The following is a 17554-nucleotide window of genomic DNA, read 5'->3' on the forward strand; positions in this document are numbered from 1 at the left end:
ATGAGAGCATACTCTACAGATTGGGCGTCAGGTTGATTATCACCGGTCATAGCGCATAATTGCACTGCTAATTTCCAATTACGCTCATCAATAGCAGCTCTAAGGGCTTTGCTGACTGAGTTTTGGTCTGGCATATTGTCAGTTTGCAAGCTGCAAAGATATTCTACCATTGTCCACTCTTTTCCTTGAGCAGCTTTTTGTAATGCTTTATTCACAGAGTCTTTTGTGGGCCTGTTATCTGTTTTCATCATACATAAAGCTGCCACGGAATCTTTTTGGTTATAAAAGGCCATTTGGATGAGAGCATGCTCTACAGATTGGGCGTCAGGTTTATTATCACTGGTCATAGTGCATAATTGAACTGCTAATTTCCAATAAGACCTCTCAACAGCTTTTTTTAGGGACTTGTTTATTGCGGCCTGATTGGGTTTATTATCAGTTTGTAATTTACAAAGATATTCTATTGTACTCCACTCATCACGCCATAAATTATCCACTGCCTTTTCAAGTGCTGAGCTTACTGTAGTAGTATCTGGTCGATTGACAGTTGTTGCACATAGAACTTCTATAAATCCTACTGGTGCCCACGAAATTTGGTCGATTAATATTTTGGATAGGACTTCTTTACTTGGAGCTGTAGCGTTTACTTCTGGAATACATAAGCGCTGCGCTTCTTGCCATTTTTTTTGGGTAACGTGTTCCTGTAATAATTTATTTACCATATCTTCATTGGATAATGACATTCTAAGAAATTCCAAGGTAATGAGAACATAAATTATACACTGTGATCCGTATTTCCTCAATATAAAGTATTCCATTTAATGGATTATCTCGAATTGGTATGACCGAAATAGAACATTTTGAGCATGAACTTATATTTGTATTATCAGCAAAAGGCATCAAAGAGTTTATTGGGCAAACAAAAAAGACCTTGAAATTTGAATTTCTAAACATATTTCTTTTGATTAGTCATTGTTTTAATTAAATTTTGAAGCGTAGCGAAATGCGGAAATGTTTTTTTATTTGTCTAGTTACACTAAAATAAGGCATAATTGGCCTAAATCAATTAGGGATAAACCTGTGGTTTATATCAAACGTGACAATAAAGGCAAAATTTGTGCTCTTTATGAAGCAGGTTCAGCTGAAATGGAAGAAGTTGATATTCAGCATCCGGAGGTGCTTGAGTTTTTGGTTCGTTGCGACAGCAAAAAACAACTGGAGTGGCTGCAATCAGATCTACAACTAATTAGGGTATTAGAAGACCTCATTGATGTTCTGATAAGCAAAAATGTAATTAAGATTACAGATTTCCCTCAACCCGTAATTAATAAATTATTATCGCGCCAGAGTATTCGCGAGCGTTTGTCTGGGGCAATCGGTATGGAGTTTGATAATGAAATGTAGATGGCTAACTTTATTAGTTTCTTTGGCTAGTATGATGGCACTTCCCGCTTACAGTGCTACCTTAGACGAGTTATTACCAAATGAAAGAAATACAATTGAAATCTTTCAGAAATTCTCACCTAAAGTCGTATATGTACATCGCCTGGCAACAGTTGTTAATCATTCTTATGAGCGTATGCAAGTACCTGCTGGAGCAGGTTCGGGTATTATTTGGGATGCACAAGGACATATCGTTACCAATTTTCATGTTATCAATGGTGCAGATAATTTGTCAGTAAGTATTGGTAAGTTAACGGTGCCTGCAAAAGTGATTGGAGCTGAGCCTCGTAAGGATATCGCCGTTCTTGCTATTCGCTCTCCCAAGGCTTTGGAATTACTAAAATCATACACACCTTTTGAGTTAGCTCGTACAAATGAGCTATTAGTTGGTCAAAAAACTATTGCTATTGGCAATCCATTTGGTTTGGATCACAGTTTGACTGTTGGGGTCATTTCAGCATTGGGTCGTCAGGTACCTGGTGCAGGTGGGGTAACAATTCGCGATATGATTCAAACGGATACCTCAATTAATCCAGGTAACTCTGGTGGTCCTTTATTAGATAGCAAAGGGCGTTTAATTGGTTTAAATACCGCGATTTATTCAAACTCAGGCTCTTCCGCGGGAGTTGGCTTTGCAGTGCCTGCTGATGATATTGCACGTATCGTTCCGCAAATAATTAAAAATGGTCGAGTCGTATTATCAGGTATCGGTATTCAAGTGGTTGAGCCTCATATTGCTCAACGTCTTGGTATAAACAAGGGCCTATTAGTTGCTGAGGTTTTACCTCATACGCCTGCTGCTCAAGCAAAATTACGTGGTACTGTACGAGATAGTTGGGGCCGTGTGCACGTTGGGGATGTGATTACTGCCATCAACGGACATCCGGTAAAAAATTATGATAATTTTTATAATATTCTCGTTGATATAAAAGTTGGTGAACCAATAACATTAAGTATTTTTAGACAAGGTAAGACTCTTAATTATAAATTAAGAACAATCGATATTGCGGCCTATTAACAGAGCATGCCGGAAACAAAAGAAAAAATCATGGGTCTTGCAGCTGTTGCGAGATTCATGATGCGTGATAGTTCTCAAACAAATTCAAATTAATTATTCCCTACTATTAACCCTTCTAAAAAAGTTAAAAGATCACGCCTATTTTAAAGGTTAGTGTAATTTTATTAACCATCTCGATGAGTAATCACCACTTCGTGTCTTGGATAAATAATTTCTGTTAGAGCCACAAATTACTAACTAGAGTCAAGCCTGTTATAAAATGAGCATGTTCTTTTTTGCGAAAATAACGAAGGTAATAATATTTTATTAGCTCTATTAAAAAAGGATGATTTAAATTTAGTAGCTTCTGTTATAAGTATTAAGAATTATTCTCCAGAACTCTGGATGTCTCCTAGTAAATCTGATGAACATGCATTAGACATTGTAATGAATTCTATATCACCCTATAGAGCGAACGCGATAATCAGAACAATTATCCAAGAAAGGCTGAGCCCAATAAATCGATGTTACAATTTATTAAGCAACATCCAAATACTCAATTTTTAGATGAGGATTTAAAGCGTGCAATAGACTTACAGCTTGGGCAAATGGAAAAAAAACAAATTAAAAAAAATATCACTGAAAAATCTCAAGATCCTGTTGATAATCTTGGTAATCAGATAGTCCCGACTGTTTTTAGACGGAAGCAGTCACCCTAGATAATTTTTATTATTAATTTAAAAGAAATGCGCAAGCTATGATTCCTTAAAGATAACTCTGTTACGAGTTATAACCGTACTCACGTTGATAAGCTATTAGATGTTCAACTTTATCCAGTTGACCATCGAGCCGCAGGTAATCAATTAGGTCAAAAAGTGTAATAATAGAAAAAACGCGAATGCCCTGAGCTTCAATTTCAGCCAGTGTTGAGTCATTACCCTGCCCGCGCTCGCAGCGATCAAGCGCAATGACAACTCCTGCTAGTTGCCCCCCATGACTTGTAATCAGAGCTTGAGCTTCACGAAAAGCAGTGCCCGCAGTGATTACATCATCAACAATGACTGTTTTTCCATGTAAAGGTGCACCAATAAGTTGTCCACCTTCGCCATGGTCTTTGATTTCCTTGCGGTTAAAAGTAACTGTGACATCCATGCCTGCTTCGGCTAAGGCAATTGCTGTTGCAGTCGCTAAGGGAAGACCTTTGTAAGCTGGTCCAAAAAGATGTTGAAAATCTATTTGCTTCTCGAGAAGTGTTTGGGCATAAAATTGTCCTAATTGTCGTAAAGCATCTCCTTGATAAAATAATCCGGCATTAAAAAAATAAGGACTTTGCCGACCCGATTTCAAAGTGAAATTACCAAATTTTAATACCTGACAATCTAGAGCTAACCGAATAAATGATGCTTTAAATTGATTCATTAGAAACCTCCTATCAATGACAGTAGGGCTTATTCTACAAAAATTTTCTCATGTGTAGATCCTATTAAATGAAGAGATTAAAGGTTTTTTTAAAAAAATCGTTAACAATCAATAAAAAACTGTTATTCTAATCATATGTTGGTTCATGCTGACATGCAGGCATTCATTCGGAATGTGAAAGGATGCTATAAAATTGTTTTAATCTACTACGAAGTAGACGAGTTATAGACGAAAGGGGATAGTGAATGTCGCAAAGAGAATCAGGCCATGTTAAATGGTTCAATGAAAAAAAAGGATTTGGATTTATCGTCAATCAAGAAGGTGATGACATATTTGTGCATTACAAAGATATTCAAGGCGTCGGCTTTAAAACATTACATGAAAATGATCCGGTTACTTTTGTGCTTGATAAAGGCCCCAAAGGATATAAAGCTCAAGACGTAGTAGTTAGCGCTCAAGAAGAATAATCATATGTCTGAATAAGATAAGAGTTATGAATAATTCATGACTCTTATCTATTTGAGATGTATCTAAATATTTAACATAAGAACTAGCATATTCTTGACCAATGACTAGAAGAATCGTTATCATCCATAGCAGTGCTGATTTGTTTAAAATCAACCCAGGTCAAGTATCATTAGTCTTTCTTAAACTTATTTAGCTTATGGCGAGAAACAATAATCAAAACTCACACATCACTTCAGGGAGAGATTGGAATGGAATCTAATCAAAAAGTGGCAGTGATCACAGGAGCTGCGAGTGGAATAGGGCTTGCTTTAGCTCAGGCTTGCGTACAACGTCGAATTCATGTGGTTATGGCTGACAATGCGGTTACTACTTTATGTGATAAAGTTGAACAACTAAGTAATCAGGCACAGGTTGAAGTGTTAGGGGTGGTTTGTGATGTTACTAAACCTGAAAGCCTTCGGCATTTAGCAAAACAAACCTATGAACATTTTAATCGTGTTGATTGGTTATTCAACAATGCTGGAATTAGCGGTCACCTAGCGCCTATATGGGAGCTGACTCATGAACATATTCGCAAGGTCATAGATGTTAATTTATATGGTGTTATACATGGTGTGCAGGCCTTTTTACCATTTATGTTTAAACAAACTCATCGGTCTCACATCATTAACATGGCCAGTTTATATGGTTTATGCAGTGGTTCACAGATGTCTGCTTATGCGATGTCTAAACATGCAATCGTAGCCCTTTCTGAATCGTTATATTTTGATCTCAATCGATTAGAAAAGCCTGTAGATGTATCAGTTGTTTGTCCTTCATTTGCCAATACACAATTGCTTAGAAACTCTACTCCTCTGCACTCAGACAAATTACATCATATGGTGGCTGACCTGGTAGAGCGAAGCAGGCCTGCAGAAGATGTTGCGGCGCACATTATTCAAGAAATTGAAAAAAAGACTTTCTATATTTTACCTGATAAAGAAGTGAAAGATTATTGTGAGCAAAGAGCAAGAGCGATTATTGAGCAAACAGAGCCCTACCCACATAGTCTCGAAAAAATTATTGCTTCATTAAGCAAAAGAGCTATGGCAAGCTAGCATAGCGATATGCCAAATGAGCTAGTGAAAGGGCAGCTTTTTTTCTCCTTTGTCACAACAGAAAACTGGATAGATTAATAGAGATTTTATAGGGAGACAGGATGAGGATTTTCCTTGCTATATTGACAATGCTCTACGCAACATTTGGTTGGTCAGTCGATTTCAAAGTTTTTTGGCGATGCAGTGATACTCATTTAGAAGCAATCGATGTTTATCAAAGCAATGATAAGCAAGCTAATTTATTCCTAAATTATATTGATCAGGCAAAAAGAGCGTTGTTTTCCTCACCTATTAACGTCAAAAGCTTGGCTGAGTTGCCTTCTAATTTTGATGAGCAAACTTTCCTAATGCTGGGTAATGAAGATCATATATTTGTAAATTGTGTAGGGCAGGTGAATTTAAATCCGCATGATCTCCAAGGCAAAGTTGTTTTTGATGTTCATAGAAATGCATTCAATTGTCCTTTAATCCCTAAGGGTTGCAGTGAGTAATTGAAGATTCGCAGCAATACTGGAGTTTCGGAGCATCAGATGGGACTTTCTGCCGCCAGTTTAATGAAGGAAAGACGGTTTTTACCCCTTTTCTTAACGCAGTTTTTTGGTGCTTTTAATGACAATGCTTTTAAGTTGGCTATGCTTACCTTAATTAGCTACCACGTCAGTACCTCATTAGTGCAATCAGAAAAATACCAAGCAATAGCGGGTGCTTTATTTACTATCCCTTTTTTCCTTTTTTCAGCTACCGCGGGCCAACTTGCAGATAAATTTGATAAAGCGCGGATGTCTGTGGCGGTAAAAATATTTGAAGTTTGCCTTATGTGTATCGGGGGTTTTTCGCTTTATCTTGAAAGTATTTTATTGATGATGATAACGCTAACGGGAATGGGTATCCATTCTACTTTTTTTGGCCCCATAAAATACGCTATTCTTCCTGATCATTTGCAGCGCGATGAGTTACTCAAGGCAACCTCACTGATAGAAGCCTCCACTTTCCTGGCAATTCTTTTAGGAACAACATTGGGAGCCTTAAGCATCGGCACTTCTACGCCTCATGTAGGTTATGCAGTAATTTTAACCAATGTGGTGGCTTTATTAGGGTTAATATCAAGTCTATTTATTCCCGAGGCTCCTGCAAAAGCAGTAGAGTTGCAAGTAGATTGGCATATCTGGCGTGCTACTATGCATATGATGAAAGGCTCAATGAAAAATTATAAAGTTTTGCCAGCTATTTTTACCATTTCCTGGTTTTGGTTAATTGGTGCTGTGATGCTCACGAAATTGCCTGATTATACACATTATATCCTGCAAGCTGATGCGTCAGTTTTTGCCTTTTTTCTTGCATTATTTTCAATTGGGATTGCGTCAGGATCCATAGCGATTGGTCATTTTTTAAAGGGGAATATAACGTTGCGCTTTGTCCCGCTCAGCATGTTATTTTTATCTTTATTTGCGGCTGATTTATATATCGTTTCGCCAAATACCACATCAATCGAGCCCTTACAGGCTTTAGGTGTATTTCTTTTTAAACTGAATAACTTACGCATTACTTTAGATTTTTTTCTTTTTTCTTTTTGTGCCGGTTTGTTTATTGTTCCTTTATATACTTATATTCAGGTAGCAAGTGATGAGAGTCTGCGAGCACGCACTATTGCAACTAATAATATATTCAATGCATTATTTATGGTGATAGGCTCCGGGCTTGTTATGTTTTTACTTTACTTAAATATGAGTATTCCCATGGTCTTTCTCATTTTAGCCATATTAAATGCTTTAGCTGCGATGGGATTGTGGCTAGCTTTGCTTAAAGTAGGTGATTTGCAAGTTAGTTAAGGAGCAATTTTGACTGATATCGCCATTGTATTGAATAAAAAAGCAAAAAATGCTGAACAAATTAAGAACTACCTTGATGCTTTAAAAAAAGATCATATTGATCATTATTGTTTTCAGGTTGAGCCAAAAGATTTGGAGGCTCATATTAAAGATTGTATGAGCCAATGTTCTCTCTTATTGATAGGTGGCGGTGATGGCACGATACGTTCAGCTGCGCAATGGTGCGCAAATAGTGCTGTTACGCTTGGTGTTTTACCGCTTGGCACAATGAATCATTTTGCGAAAGAATTAGATTTACCTTTAACTCCCCATGACTTAATTGCTGCTATTAAAGAATCAAAGAGGATTAAAATTGATCTTGCGGAGGTGAATGGTTCTATATTTATTAATAATTCTTCTATTGGTTTTTATCCTAAACTTGCTAAAAAGCGAGATTATTATTCAAAATATTATCCCAAATGGCTTAGTTATATCCCAAGCTTTTTGGAAACTCTTCAATATCATGAGACTTTTCCAATTGTTATACAAAGTGAAGATTTAAATTTGGCTATTCGTACCTCTTTTTTTATGATTTCTAACAATTTATATTCCTACCAGTTTCCAGCAACAATAAAACGGGATAACTTTAATCAGAAACTCCTGGGCATTTATTATTTGAAATATGGCAAGATAAGTGTCGCAAAAGTTTTTAGCCATTTTTTTAGCAAAGCCAATCATTTTGAAGTGATGAAATCAGAAGTTACAATTCAGGTTGATGTTAAAAATATGGATAAAGTTAATATTTCATTAGATGGAGACACAATGACAATGGCGACTCCTTTAATTTATCGTTCTCTACCTAATGCTCTTCAGATATTAGCTGCCCGATGAAAATTGCTCATATTTCTGATTTACATTTTGGTATGCATTTGCCAGCTGTCTTAGATGCTTTTATAGAAAGTATACATAAGATAGAGCCTGAAATAGTGATTATTTCAGGGGATGTGACGCAGCGTGCAAAAAACTATCAATTCGAACTCTTATGCTCTTTTCTGGGACAAGTGCCAGGAACTATTTTAGTCGTACCGGGTAATCATGATGTGCCATTTTATAATTTTTGGGCTCGATTAATACATCCATTTAAAACTTACAATAATTACATAGGGAAGCACTTTAAAACAGAATTTTGTAATGATGAAATCGCAATTTTAGGGGTTAATAGTGTCAATCCTTTAAAAGGTATAAAGGGTAAATTAACCAATTCAGTACTTGATAAAATCAATAGTTTTTTTGTTGAGAAAAAGAAAAATTCAAATATTTTATTTTTTCATCATAATTTTGATCATATTGAAGGGCTTCATAAGCCTTTGGAAAATGAAAGTCAATTTTTAAGTTATTTGCGACAGAGCAATATAGATGTAGTTTGTACAGGTCATCTCCATTATGCCAATGTTGGTTTGATCAGAAAAAATACTAATAGGGTTTGCTTAGTGTTGCATGCAGGCAGTTTGCTATGCAGTAGAAAAAAAGACAATATGAATAGCTATTTTTCTATCGATATCAATGCTGAGCAATGTTCTGTAGATTGGCATGTCTTTAGGAATAATCAATTTGAAATCCACAAAAATTATACGGTTAATTTTGCTGATAAAGAGTTCAAACTTAAATTTGAAGATGAGGATAGTGGAGCTCTTTAATTGAGCTTGCGAAGCCAATTGCTACGCGGAGTATCATTATTAGATCACCAGCTGATATGGGCCAGTGATCTGAGCTGGATGTTTTAATCATTTAACCAATCTTGAGCTGGTAAAAAATCGGTATAAAGTTTTGCTTCGGCACTATCTTTTTCGGGTTGCCAATTATATTTCCAATGCACCTCTGGGGGTAATGACATTAAAATAGATTCTGTTCTACCGCCTGATTGTAGGCCGAATAAGGTGCCGCGATCATAAACTAAATTAAACTCTACATAACGTCCTCGTCTGTACAGCTGAAAGGCTTTTTCTTGCGGTCCATACGGTAACTCTTTTCGCTTTCTGACGATGGGCTCATAAGCTTTTATAAAATGATCACCAATACTCCTCATTAAAGCAAAACTATTCTCAAATCCTCCCTGATTAAAATCATCAAAGAACAGTCCGCCGATTCCTCTAGCTTCTTGGCGGTGTTTGAGATAGAAATACTGATCACACCAAGCTTTAAATTTAGGGTAAATATCCGTACCAAAGGGTTGACATGCAGTAAAGGCCGTTTCATGCCAATGCTTGCAGTCTTCGCGAAATCCATAATAAGGTGTGAGATCAAAACCACCGCCAAACCACCAAACTGGATGGCTGTTTTCCTTTTCTGCTAAGAAAAAGCGAACATTGGCATGGGAAGTAGGGACATAGGGATTATCCGGATGGATAACTAATGATACCCCTAAAGCATGAAACCGACGGCCTGCTAATTCAGTTCTATGAGCCGTCGCTGATGGTGGCAGCTCTTCCCCTGAGACATGAGAAAAATTGACGCCAGCTTTCGCAAACACTTTTCCTTCATTCAAAACGCGCGTAATTCCTCCACCACCTTGAGGTCTCACCCAACTATCCACTATAAATTGATTTTTACCATCCAGCGTTTCCAATGTGTTACAAATATTGTTTTGAAGCTGCAACAAATAAGATTTGATTAAATCGATAGCATTAGAGGGTAATTCATTAATTTGGTTCATCGTTTGCTCCTAATACACGTTTAGGACATCAGCAACATTAGAGAGAGTTTGCTATTAGGCGATTGCAAACCTTGCTCATTCTACCTTGTTAATCAATCCAAAGCCAACGCATTAGACTTTTTTCGAAATCAAATAAGGTAGTAAGTTAATTATTGGCATGCCATTTGCTTCACTGCTACTAATAGCTTAAAGGGAGTTTAATCAATGGTCTTGGATTTAGACAATTATTTGGGAATTCATGCAAAGGCGTTGATGGTTCGCGATCAACGTGCTTCACAGCTTGCTATGAACTTGGCAAACGTGAATACACCTAACTACAAAGCGAAGGATATCGATTTTAAAAATGTATTGAATCAAGCAATGACAGCATCCTCTTCGCAAGAAATGGCAGTAGATAAGCCTAATCATATTGTTGGCCAAAGCGACTTTGAAGGTCAATTTAAATATCGCACACCCAGTCATATCACTTTAGATGGGAATACTGTGGATAAAAATTTGGAAGCAACAGAATTTGCGCGAAATGCAATGGCTTACCAGGCTAGTCTAACATTTCTTGATGGTAAAATTAAATCCATGCTCACTGCGTTGAAAGGGGAATAAGAATGTCTTCCTTAAATAATATATTTGATATAGCAGGTTCAGCTCTTGTTGCCGAAACTGCCCGGTTAACAACAAGCACTAGTAACATGAGTAATGCTAACGTTGTTACTAGCAATCCTGATGATACCTACAAGGCTCAGTATCCTGTTTTTAAAACGATTCAGGATGAAGCACAAATGTGGATGGATAATCAGGTTAAGACCGGCGTTGAGGTAAGTGCTATTTATGAAAGTGAAGCTGAAGCTCTTAAGCAGTATGAGCCAAATAATCCTCTGGCTGATGCTGATGGATTTGTTTATGCACCAAATATTAATTATGTTGCCGAAATAGCGAATATAATCTCAGCATCGAAAGCCTACCAAATGAATTTAGAGGTACTTAATACCTCTAAACAACTTATTCAAAGAACTTTACAACTTGGACAGTAAGGGGGAATTAAGTAATGACAATGAATTCAGTCAATGGAGCAACTAACCCTCTAATGGGACAAGGAGCGCCAGTTTCTCCAAAGAGTTTGGGCCAAAGTGATTTTTTAAGACTTATGGTCGCTCAAGTGCAGCACCAGGATCCTTTAGAACCACAAACAAATGGGGATTTCCTTTCTCAATTAGCGCAATTTAGCACGAATGATGGAATTACTAAAATGCAAGAATCAATTCAAAATCTGGCTTCATCCTTGCAATCTAATCAAGCTCTTCAAGCCTCTGCATTAGTGGGACGCAAGGTTTTAGTAAACAGCAATGTAATGAATTTAGGACAAGAAGGTGAAGCAAAAGCTGCAGTTGATGTCCCTGCAGGAGTTGATAATCTAAATGCTGAAATTTACTCCGAGTCAGGCGAGCTAATACGAAAGATTCCTTTAGGTCAACAAAGTGCAGGGCTTTGTGAATTTAGCTGGGATGGGTTTAATCAAAAAGGTGAAAGAGTACCTGCGGGAAAATACACAGTTAAAGTAAATGGCATATACTCAGGACAAGAGGTCGCTTTAAAAACCATGACTGCCGCTAATGTTGATAGTGTAAGTCTTGGCCAAAATGGTGAGGGCGTAAAGCTTAACGTAGCGGGAGTTGGATCGGTATCATTGAATGATGTTAAACAAATCACAGGATAAGATTAATTAATACCAAAATTTATTAATCTGTCCATTATCTCAGGCAAAAGGTTTTAGTTAGGCTTGAGTATCATTTTCTGCAGGAGGCAATTATGGTATTTGGAACAGCACTTAGTGGAATTCAAGCAGCCAGCAAAGATTTGGATGTCATTGGCAATAACATCGCTAACTCACCTACTATAGGATTTAAGAGCTCGCGTGCAGAATTTGCTGATGTTTATGCTGTAGGCTCTTATGGAGGGGGGAGCAATTCAGTAGGAAGTGGTGTTCGTTTATCCCGAGTACAGCAAAATTTTGGTCAGGGGAATTTTACTTTTACTAACAATAGTCTTGATCTCGCTGTCAGTGGCTCAGGATTTTTCATTTTAAATGATCAGGGTTCAAAGGTTTATACTAGAGCAGGGGCTTTCGGTTTAGATAATCAAGGGTTTATTGTTAATAGTACCAATCAAAATCTGACCGGGTTGCTTGCTGATGCTGATGGTAATGTCACTAGTGTATCGGGAAATCTTCAAGTTAATACGTCAAATATAAATCCAAATGCTACGACCTCTGTAACGAGTGGAGTAAATTTATACGCTAAAGCGACAGCTCCGACAGTTGACTGGACTGGTGGAGCCACTCCGGCACAAGATACTTATAATAATGCAACATCAACAACTATTTATGATAGTTTGGGTAATTCGCATGTTCTATCGATGTATTTTATTCATGCTGATTCCGCTGCTGTCTTAGGTGACCCAAACGCCTCTTCCCCTCCTGGGACGCAGAATCAATGGTATGTTGCTTTTCAACTCGATAATCAAAATTTACCTGCAAACGTCGGACCTAATAATACAGATAACTTATATCGAGTGAATTTTAATAGCGATGGCTCTTTTAACAGTGCCCTAGATACTACGAATACAGCATTAACAAACAATCTAATTCCACTGTCAATGACGCTGTCGAATGGTGCAGACCCATTAAACTTTAATGTGGATTTTTCCGATAGCACGCAATTTGGTAGCCCGTTTGCTGTCCAGTCAAATACCCAGAATGGTTATACGACGGGGCGGTTGGATGGTTTGGATATTGATGAGCAAGGAATTCTATTTGGCCGTTATACGAATGGACAATCCCGAGTGATGGGGCAAATACAATTAGCAAATTTTGCAAACCCAGACGGTTTGCAATCATTAGGAAATACCAGTTGGGCTGAAACATCTGCTTCTGGACAGGGATTAATCAGCAATCCTGGCACAGCTAGTCTTGGCTTGATCCAATCAGGAGCCTTGGAGGAGTCCAATGTTGATCTAACGGGTGAATTAGTTAATTTGATTGGAGCTCAACGCGATTTTCAAGCCAATGCTCAAACCATTCGGACAGCAGATGCGGTAACGCAAACTATTATTAATATTCGCTAATAAAAAACCGTGGTGAGCCACGGTTTTTTGAATCATAAGAGGTGATTATGGAACCGGTGCTTTATAATGCAATGAGTGGGTCAAAAACTGATTTTCATAAACAAAATATTAACACGAATAATTTAGCCAATATTAATACTCCTGGATTTAAAGCAGATATCTTCCAGGCTCAATCTATGTATGTAACTGGGGCTGCAGAAACATCGGAAGCTTTTGTTGTTCAAACGGAGAATGCAACGGATTTTACGGATGGTTCATTGATAACAACTGGACGAGATTTGGATGTAGCAGTACAAGGAGATGGCTGGTTTGCAGTTCAAGATTCTCAAGGCAAGGAAGCTTACACTCGAGGAGGAGACTTTCATCTGACGGAAAATGGTATGTTAGTGACCGCCTCAAATAGGCCAGTTTTAGGTGATGGTGGGCCTATCTCAATTCCTCCAGCTCAACGCATCGAAATTGGAAATGATGGTACCATATCTGTCGTTCCTTTGGATGGGGATCCAGATACGCTCGCAGTAATTGATAGATTAAAGCTTGTTAAATTAGATCCTAAAAATATAACGAAAAATGTCGATGGGCTAATGACATTAAAACAGGGTGGAACCGCACCCAGCGATGCTTCCATCACCATAGTGAAAGGCGCTTTGGAGAATAGTAACGTTAATGCTGTTGGAGAAATGGTTGATTTAATAGCCACCGGACGAGAGTATGATTCGCAAATGAAGGTAATGCAAATTGCTGATGAAGACTCACAGAAATTGGCACAACTTTTGCAGATATGATTTTGAAAAGCCTAATAAAAATAATAACAAGGAATGGCTATGGAACCAGCATTATGGGTTAGTAAAACGGGACTTGATGCGCAAGATAAAAACATTGCTAATATTGCGAATAACCTGGCTAACGTCAATACCACCGGTTTTAAAAAGGGAAGGGCAGTATTCGAAGATTTAATTTATCAAAACTTACGCCAGGCTGGAGCACAATCAACGCAAAGCACAGAAATACCCACCGGTATTAATATGGGTACTGGTGTCCATATGGTTTCTACTCAAAAAATATTTAACCAGGGCAGTATACAAAATACTCAAAATCCTTTGGATGTTGCTATTCAGGGACGTGGTTTTTTAAAAGTATTATTACCTGATGGGACAGAAGCTTATACACGCGATGGCACATTGCAGGGTGATTCTCAAGGGCAATTAGTTACAGCGAACGGGTATGTGGTACAACCACCGATTACCATTCCTGAACAAACACTGAGTGTGACAATTGGTACTGATGGTACGGTCACAGCATTGGTTGCGGGTAATAATGTCCCAACACAAATTGGTACATTAGAGTTAACCGATTTTATCAACCCAGCAGGTTTGCAACCTATGGGGCAGAACTTGTTTCTAGAGACGGTAGCAAGCGGACCTGCACAGACTGATAATCCAGGAAATGCTGGATTAGGAACCTTGCTACAAGGATCTTTAGAGTCTTCTAACGTCAATGTTGTGGAAGAATTGGTCAATATGATTCAAGCGCAACGTAGCTACGAAATTACCGCTAAAGGTATTCAGACAGTAGATAACATGTTGCAATACTTGACTCAAACGGTGTAACAGGAAGTTAGTGATGACTATTCGGTTTTTGCTTGGGTTGGTAATGCTTTATTTATTGGCGGGCTGTGAGGCATTAAATCCTCCCTATCCCGGGACGCAGCCTGATTTTGCACCTACCTATCCAACAGGACCGGATCCAAAGCAAACTCGTCATGTTAATGGTGCTATTTATAATGCAGAGACGGCTTTGCCCTTATTTGAAACGCCAAGAGCAAGACATCCTGGCGATATTGTCACAGTGATGTTGATAGAAAAGACAGATGCTCAGAAGCGGGCAATTACCCGTCAACGTAAAAATGACAAAACTCAGATATTTAATGCTACTTTCCTTGGAAGGCCTATTGCATTAGGCGGTGGTTACAGCATGGACTTTGATTTGGACGCCAAGCGTAAATTTGAGGGTGAGGGACAATCTGTTCAAAATAATAAATTGGCAGGAAGTATTTCTGTGACAGTAGCTAAAGTTTTGGCCAATGGAAGTATGGTTGTGCAAGGCGAAAAATGGATTCACATTAACCAAGGTAGTGAATTTGTAAGATTGTCAGGAATTATTAGACCACAAGATATTCGACCTGATAATACAATTACCTCAGATAGAATTGCTAACGCAAGAATTGCTTATGGTGGCACAGGTCAAATTAATAATACCAATGCACAGGGTTGGTTTTCGCGGTTTATTTGGGGGCCTCTCTTTCCTGTATGATGTTGTTAGTGTACTGCTATCATCCTTTATTGTGAGGGGGGAATAAACGCTATAAGTTAGACCTTGAGTTTGACTCTAGGCTTATAAAGCTATGAGATTATTGATTTTAAGATAACAGGACGAATCAATGCGTAAATGGCATATTGCATTCTTATTAATTTTTTTGAATATATTAGGCTCTTATGTCTATGCTGAGCGCATTAAAGATATTGCTACTTTAGCGGGTGTTCGTACTAACCAATTGGTTGGTTATGGTCTTGTTGTAGGTCTTGATGGGACTGGCGATCGTGCAGGTACTCGATTTACCGAGCAAAGTTTTGCAAATATGCTGATACAGCTAGGTATTAATATCCCTCCCGGAACAAAACTTAATTCAAAAAATATTGCGGCAGTGATGATTACAGCCAATCTCAGTACCTTTATGAAGAAAGGGCAGACATTGGATGTGAATGTCTCTTCCATTGGTGATTCCAAAAGTTTACGTGGAGGTACCTTGCTAATGACTCCGCTTAAAGGAGCGGATGGTCGTGTGTATGCAATGGCACAAGGTAATATAACTGTTGTCGCATTAGCTGTAAGTGGTGATGATGGCTCCAGTGTCACAGTCAACGTGCCCAGCGGAGGACGAATTGCAAATGGTGCTACTGTAGAAGTTGATATTCCAAATCCTTTCTATTTTTCAAGAACACTCACTTACAATTTACATCGTCCCGACTTTACCTCGGCAAAGCGGATGAGTGATGCAATCAATCAACTCATGGGGCCTGGTACAGCTCACCCGATTGACGCAGCCTCAGTGGAGGTCACTGCACCAAGGTCAGCTGCTCATCGCGTCGATTATGTTTCTGTATTGGAAAATATTGAATTTATACCGGGCGAAGCCGAAGCGAAAATAATTATTAATCCACGAACAGGTACTGTGGTTATCGGTCAAGGAGTACTTGTGAAGCCGTCTGCAGTTTCACATGGCAATTTGATCGTAACGGTTAGTGAAAATCCCATTGTCAGCCAACCTAATCCCTTCGCCACAGGTCGTACGGTGGTGGTTCCTGATACGCAAATTAATGTAGAGCAAAAAAATAGCCGTACCTTCTTATTTGCTCCAGGAGCATCTTTAAAAGATATTGTCAAAGCAATTAATGCGGTTGGCGCAACCCCTGCGGATTTGGTGGCTATTCTTGAAGCATTGCAACAGGTTGGTGCGTTAAATGCAACAATAATCATTATTTAACTTGGATGGTTAATTATGGCAATTGATGGAATCGCTGTAAGTGATTTTAAAAATTTGCAAAATTTAAAACAGCAAGCTCAAACTGATGGACAAAAGGCTTTACCAGAGGTTTCAAAACAATTTGAAGCTATTTTTTTACAATCAATGCTAAAAAGTATGCGCATGGGAGGACAGTATTTTCTTGATGAATCAAGTCCTTTTAAAAGCGACACTGCTTCAACATTCCAAGATATGCTAGATGGGCAATATGCAAATAATATAGCTCATGGTCAGGGTATTGGTTTGGCTACTGTTTTAGCAAAGCAACTAGGACAATCTACAGAAAATAATACTAATAATAATCCGTTGCTGAACCAATCGTTATTACCATCCCGTATGGCTCCATTGCAGCCCTCAGTTCCAAAGGAAAATAGTCATGTTGAAGCTACAACAATTGATGAATTTGTAAAATCAATTTGGCCCTATGCTCGCCAAGCCGCTAATCTTTTAGGACTTGACCCTAAAATATTAATGGCACAAGCGGCTCTAGAAACAGGGTGGGGGCAGCATGTTACTAAAGGTGAGGACGGTAATAGTAGTAATAATTTATTTAATATTAAAGCAGCCCCTCAGGCACAGGATTCGGTCAAAATTAAAACAACGGAATATATTGCCGATACTCCTATTAAGGTCAATGCGTCTTTTCGCAAATATCCTTCAATAGAGCATAGTTTTAATGATTATGTAGCGTTAATTAAAGGGAGTGGTCGTTATGAAGCGGCTTTGGCAAATACTAAAGACCCTGAACGTTATGTTGGTGAATTACATCGAGCTGGCTATGCGACTGATCCTTGTTATGCTTCCAAGATATTGGCTATTTATCATGGAGATGAATTACAGCAGGCCTTGGAGCGAAATGGTTTTTCGTTGGAGTAGTAATTGACCTAGGGACAAAGAATTTACAGGAGT

At 38.3% G+C, this 17554-nt stretch carries 21 protein-coding genes; 18 read left to right on the plus strand and 3 right to left on the minus strand.

The annotated features are described in order from the left end of the window. The coding region (locus Lbru_RS11260) for a hypothetical protein (protein ID WP_058442235.1) at positions 1-743 on the minus strand (743 nt) is incomplete at its 3' end. A gap of 337 nt (positions 744-1080) precedes the next feature. Here Lbru_RS11260 and Lbru_RS11265 point away from each other — a divergent pair. From Lbru_RS11265 to Lbru_RS11275, 3 genes are all read left to right on the plus strand, one after another. Next, on the plus strand, positions 1081-1404 hold the full coding sequence (locus Lbru_RS11265; protein WP_058442236.1) for a hypothetical protein: 324 nt from the start codon (positions 1081-1083) through the stop codon (positions 1402-1404). Between the two features lie 34 nt (positions 1405-1438). Continuing rightward, complete coding sequence (locus tag Lbru_RS11270; RefSeq protein ID WP_420795333.1) at positions 1439-2461, plus strand: S1C family serine protease; 1023 nt, start codon at positions 1439-1441, stop codon at positions 2459-2461. 503 nt (positions 2462-2964) lie between these two features. Then, a complete protein-coding gene (locus Lbru_RS11275; protein WP_058442238.1) occupies positions 2965-3159 on the plus strand; it encodes a hypothetical protein in 195 nt (64 codons plus the stop codon). A 61-nt stretch (positions 3160-3220) separates the two neighbouring features. On the opposite strand, the gene pyrE is transcribed toward Lbru_RS11275, so the two are convergent. Next, a complete protein-coding gene (gene pyrE, locus Lbru_RS11280) occupies positions 3221-3859 on the minus strand; it encodes an orotate phosphoribosyltransferase (protein WP_058442239.1) in 639 nt (212 codons plus the stop codon). A 245-nt stretch (positions 3860-4104) separates the two neighbouring features. Between pyrE and Lbru_RS11285 the strand changes: the two genes are divergently transcribed. From Lbru_RS11285 to Lbru_RS11310, 6 genes are all read left to right on the plus strand, one after another. Next, positions 4105-4326, plus strand: coding sequence for a cold-shock protein (locus tag Lbru_RS11285; protein ID WP_058442240.1), 222 nt, complete (start codon positions 4105-4107; stop codon positions 4324-4326). Between the two features lie 249 nt (positions 4327-4575). Then, entirely contained in the window at positions 4576-5424 is an 849-nt protein-coding gene (locus tag Lbru_RS11290; protein ID WP_058442241.1) for an SDR family NAD(P)-dependent oxidoreductase, read from the plus strand. A gap of 101 nt (positions 5425-5525) precedes the next feature. Beyond that, positions 5526-5915, plus strand: coding sequence for a hypothetical protein (locus tag Lbru_RS11295; protein ID WP_058442242.1), 390 nt, complete (start codon positions 5526-5528; stop codon positions 5913-5915). A gap of 39 nt (positions 5916-5954) precedes the next feature. Further along, positions 5955-7253, plus strand: coding sequence for an MFS transporter (locus Lbru_RS11300; RefSeq protein WP_058442243.1), 1299 nt, complete (start codon positions 5955-5957; stop codon positions 7251-7253). A 9-nt stretch (positions 7254-7262) separates the two neighbouring features. Further along, positions 7263-8123, plus strand: a complete 861-nt coding sequence (locus Lbru_RS11305; RefSeq protein WP_058442244.1) for a diacylglycerol/lipid kinase family protein — start codon at positions 7263-7265, stop codon at positions 8121-8123. Next, a complete protein-coding gene (locus tag Lbru_RS11310) occupies positions 8120-8929 on the plus strand; it encodes a metallophosphoesterase family protein (RefSeq protein WP_058442245.1) in 810 nt (269 codons plus the stop codon). The genes Lbru_RS11305 and Lbru_RS11310 overlap by 4 nt, the downstream gene beginning before the upstream one ends. Before the next feature lie 83 nt (positions 8930-9012). On the opposite strand, the gene hemF is transcribed toward Lbru_RS11310, so the two are convergent. Continuing rightward, positions 9013-9945 (minus strand): oxygen-dependent coproporphyrinogen oxidase, encoded by a 933-nt coding sequence (gene hemF / locus Lbru_RS11315; protein ID WP_058442246.1) that lies wholly within the window; start codon positions 9943-9945, stop codon positions 9013-9015. Positions 9946-10149: 204 nt separating this feature from the next. On the opposite strand from hemF, the gene flgB reads away from it, so the two are divergent. The 9 genes from flgB to flgJ all read left to right on the plus strand — a co-directional run bounded on the left by flgB (position 10150) and on the right by flgJ (position 17521). Next, entirely contained in the window at positions 10150-10545 is a 396-nt protein-coding gene (gene flgB / locus Lbru_RS11320) for a flagellar basal body rod protein FlgB (RefSeq protein WP_058442247.1), read from the plus strand. 2 nt (positions 10546-10547) lie between these two features. After that, positions 10548-10973: a flagellar basal body rod protein FlgC gene (flgC, locus tag Lbru_RS11325; RefSeq protein WP_058442248.1), complete on the plus strand. Its 426-nt coding sequence runs from the start codon at positions 10548-10550 to the stop codon at positions 10971-10973. A 14-nt stretch (positions 10974-10987) separates the two neighbouring features. Continuing rightward, positions 10988-11656 carry a flagellar hook assembly protein FlgD gene (locus tag Lbru_RS11330; RefSeq protein WP_058442249.1) on the plus strand — a complete coding sequence of 223 codons (669 nt, stop codon included), beginning with the start codon at positions 10988-10990 and terminating at the stop codon, positions 11654-11656. Positions 11657-11748: 92 nt separating this feature from the next. Beyond that, positions 11749-13062, plus strand: a complete 1314-nt coding sequence (flgE, locus tag Lbru_RS11335; RefSeq protein ID WP_058442250.1) for a flagellar hook protein FlgE — start codon at positions 11749-11751, stop codon at positions 13060-13062. A 47-nt stretch (positions 13063-13109) separates the two neighbouring features. Further along, the gene (flgF, locus tag Lbru_RS11340) at positions 13110-13847 is read left to right on the plus strand and encodes a flagellar basal-body rod protein FlgF (RefSeq protein ID WP_058442251.1); all 738 of its coding nucleotides are present in this window, start codon (positions 13110-13112) and stop codon (positions 13845-13847) included. A 39-nt stretch (positions 13848-13886) separates the two neighbouring features. Further along, positions 13887-14672 carry a flagellar basal-body rod protein FlgG gene (flgG, locus tag Lbru_RS11345; protein WP_058442252.1) on the plus strand — a complete coding sequence of 262 codons (786 nt, stop codon included), beginning with the start codon at positions 13887-13889 and terminating at the stop codon, positions 14670-14672. Positions 14673-14685: 13 nt separating this feature from the next. Next, positions 14686-15375 carry a flagellar basal body L-ring protein FlgH gene (locus tag Lbru_RS11350; RefSeq protein WP_058442253.1) on the plus strand — a complete coding sequence of 230 codons (690 nt, stop codon included), beginning with the start codon at positions 14686-14688 and terminating at the stop codon, positions 15373-15375. 127 nt (positions 15376-15502) lie between these two features. Further along, positions 15503-16606 (plus strand): flagellar basal body P-ring protein FlgI, encoded by a 1104-nt coding sequence (locus Lbru_RS11355; protein ID WP_058442254.1) that lies wholly within the window; start codon positions 15503-15505, stop codon positions 16604-16606. A 15-nt stretch (positions 16607-16621) separates the two neighbouring features. Then, positions 16622-17521, plus strand: coding sequence for a flagellar assembly peptidoglycan hydrolase FlgJ (gene flgJ, locus Lbru_RS11360; RefSeq protein ID WP_058442255.1), 900 nt, complete (start codon positions 16622-16624; stop codon positions 17519-17521). Positions 17522-17554 lie beyond the last annotated feature (33 nt).

The organism is Legionella brunensis, assembly GCF_001467025.1.
GTDB lineage: Bacteria > Pseudomonadota > Gammaproteobacteria > Legionellales > Legionellaceae > Tatlockia > Tatlockia brunensis.